This is a genomic window from Chlorogloea sp. CCALA 695 (assembly GCF_003003885.1).
In the GTDB taxonomy this organism is placed as follows: domain Bacteria; phylum Cyanobacteriota; class Cyanobacteriia; order Cyanobacteriales; family Chroococcidiopsidaceae; genus Aliterella.
In genome coordinates, this window is record NZ_PVWN01000166.1 from 1 (window position 1) to 2,078 (window position 2,078).

Annotated in this window: 5 protein-coding genes; 2 read left to right on the forward strand and 3 right to left on the reverse strand. The window is 43.6% G+C overall.

Annotation, left to right across the window (positions count from 1 at the left end; genetic code table 11):
* Positions 1–112: 112 nt before the first annotated feature.
* The 3 genes from C7B70_RS28200 to C7B70_RS25780 are packed head-to-tail and all read right to left on the reverse strand — an operon-like array spanning position 113 to position 951.
* Entirely contained in the window at positions 113–421 is a 309-nt protein-coding gene (locus C7B70_RS28200) for a transposase (protein ID WP_233221175.1), read from the reverse strand.
* Entirely contained in the window at positions 387–806 is a 420-nt protein-coding gene (locus tag C7B70_RS29030) for a transposase (protein WP_339376710.1), read from the reverse strand. Before C7B70_RS29030 ends, C7B70_RS28200 begins: the two co-directional genes overlap by 35 nt.
* Positions 709–951: a transposase gene (locus tag C7B70_RS25780; protein WP_199192589.1), complete on the reverse strand. Its 243-nt coding sequence runs from the start codon at positions 949–951 to the stop codon at positions 709–711. The genes C7B70_RS29030 and C7B70_RS25780 overlap by 98 nt, the downstream gene beginning before the upstream one ends.
* Positions 952–1,171: 220 nt before the next feature.
* Between C7B70_RS25780 and C7B70_RS27470 the strand changes: the two genes are divergently transcribed.
* Positions 1,172–1,351, forward strand: a complete 180-nt coding sequence (locus C7B70_RS27470; protein WP_199192590.1) for a transposase — start codon at positions 1,172–1,174, stop codon at positions 1,349–1,351.
* Between the two features lie 210 nt (positions 1,352–1,561).
* The gene (locus C7B70_RS25790; RefSeq protein ID WP_255409390.1) at positions 1,562–1,825 is read left to right on the forward strand and encodes a transposase; all 264 of its coding nucleotides are present in this window, start codon (positions 1,562–1,564) and stop codon (positions 1,823–1,825) included.
* The last annotated feature ends 253 nt before the right edge of the window (positions 1,826–2,078 follow it).

Sequence of the window (2,078 nt, forward strand, 5' to 3'; positions counted from 1 at the left end):
CCAATAGCAGAACTTTGACCGCCCGTTGTGCTGTTGGGTTAAGTGTTCTTTAGCTTAAGAATTGAATTACACGCTATAGAACCCATTTGACATTTAATTGGGTGCCAACCTTTTAAGCATCAGCCTGATGAAACACGCTCTTGAGCTTTGCTGTGGCATGGTCTAGAGTGCGTTCAAAGTTTTTGACTAAACTTTTACAACGTTCCATCCAAGCATTAGACCGCTCAATTACCCACCGAGTTGCTACCACTACAAATCCTGTTTTCCCTTGAGCAGCTTTTTGGGACTTGGTTGGCTTAGGGGCTAGTTCAAAACGGATCTTAGTCAGGATCTGAGGGTAGAGTTTTTGCAAAGCTAAAGTAATTTTATCGGGGTGATAGCCATTATCAAGCAGGATGGTAATCTTCGCATGGGTTGACACGCTTGGCACGGAAATAATCGAGGTTAGGACTCAACATTTGGATTAAGCCCTGGTCATCGGACACATGAGCTTGGGTACAGTCAGTAAAAAACGGAAAAATAAGCGTATCCACAGCTAAATGGCGTTTGCTCCCCTTGACACCTTTGTAATGGCAAAAGCCTTTAGAATCAAGATTAGCATTGCAGGTATTTTTCACCGCTTGTGAATCTATAATTATCAACGTTGTCCACTTGGCTTTTTTTTCACCTGACGAGCGTACTTGACTATGTAAAATACCCATCAGTGTTTCAATCGTCCCTTCTGCACGCCATTGCTTGTAATGCCAATAGACCGCCCTTGTAAGGCGGAAGGTCTTCATCAGGCAAGTCTTGCCAATTGCAACCATTCTTGAGTTGATCTCTGATGCCATCTAATAGTTCTCTTTTTGTCCAGTTGGAGGGTCTGGTCTGTTTCTTCTTTGGCAATATTTGAGGCAGTAAGGGTTCAAGGATTTCCCACTCTTCGTCTGTTAGGCTGCTAGAGTACGTCATGGCTGCGGGCTAGCGCTTTTTCTCTAACTCTCCTTCAACTCCTTAATAGATGTCAAATGGGTTCTATAAGATTACCCCTTCTGAACTGCACTCGATTTGGAGTATCACCTCCAGCTACACAGGCGTACCCAGCAGTTGTCTTTGTATGAACTTATCCCACTAACACCGAAAGTATGAGCTAGAATCAGTGAAAAGCTGAAACAGAATAAAAAAATACAAAATGGCAGGTAGATTTGAAGGATTAAGCGATCTGGAATGGAAACTATTTGCAGATTTACTACCGTACCCACTAGAGAAAAGAGGGCGTGGGATGCCACACGTACCGTTTCGTAAAGTGTTGAATACGCAGCTATACATACTAATAACTGGTTGCCGTTGGTGTGATATTCCGAACTCGTGAAATCTGGGCATCAAAAAGTTCAGCCCATCGATGGCTAAAGCGCTGGCAAGCAGATGGAACATTAGAACTATTGCAAAATGCGAATATTAGGAATCGCGTCAGAGAAAGGATTAATTAACTGGAGTTATGGCGCGGTAGACGGGCCAGTATCCCCCTGGAAAAGGGGGTGGTGATGGTGTTGCCTATGGTTATAAAGGTAAAGGAATTTTAATTCATACATTAACTGATGGTAATGGTATGCCTTTAGCTAATCGCACTACTCCAGCAAACGGTAGTGAACGTCAGCAAGTATTGCCGCTATTAAACAGGATTAAAGTCAAAACTCATTACCCTGGTAGACCTCGCAAACGAGTCAAAGTGCTGGCAGCGGATAAAGGTTACGATTCTAAAGAACTAAGAGCGGCTCTACGTAAGCGTGGCATTAGACCACAGTTACCACGCGCGAACTTGGAAGGGAAGGAAAAATCAGGGTAGACCAATTAAAATATCAGTCCCACGTTTTCAACAAGAGCGCTGCTTTGCATGGTTTCAACGCTCTTGCCGTAGGCTCGTTGTTCGGTGGGAAAGAATTTCCGCCTGTTTCAATGCTTTTATTTCCCTTGCAATAATTCACATTTGGATTAATAGAATTTTATTACTGGGATAGGTTCACCAACCACTTGGCGGCAAATACTGTCGTCACGCTCACCGTTAACGTAGTAGATTCTGTAACTCGCGTTAACCGAGC

What these genes read in the sequence shown, in the direction of transcription:
- C7B70_RS27470 (WP_199192590.1), top strand. Translation starts at nt 1,172, where the DNA reads ATGGCAGGTAGATTTGAAGGATTAAGCGATCTGGAATGGAAACTATTT.
- C7B70_RS25780 (WP_199192589.1), bottom strand. Translation starts at nt 951, where the DNA reads ATGACGTACTCTAGCAGCCTAACAGACGAAGAGTGGGAAATCCTTGAA.
- C7B70_RS29030 (WP_339376710.1), bottom strand. Translation starts at nt 806, where the DNA reads ATGGTTGCAATTGGCAAGACTTGCCTGATGAAGACCTTCCGCCTTACA.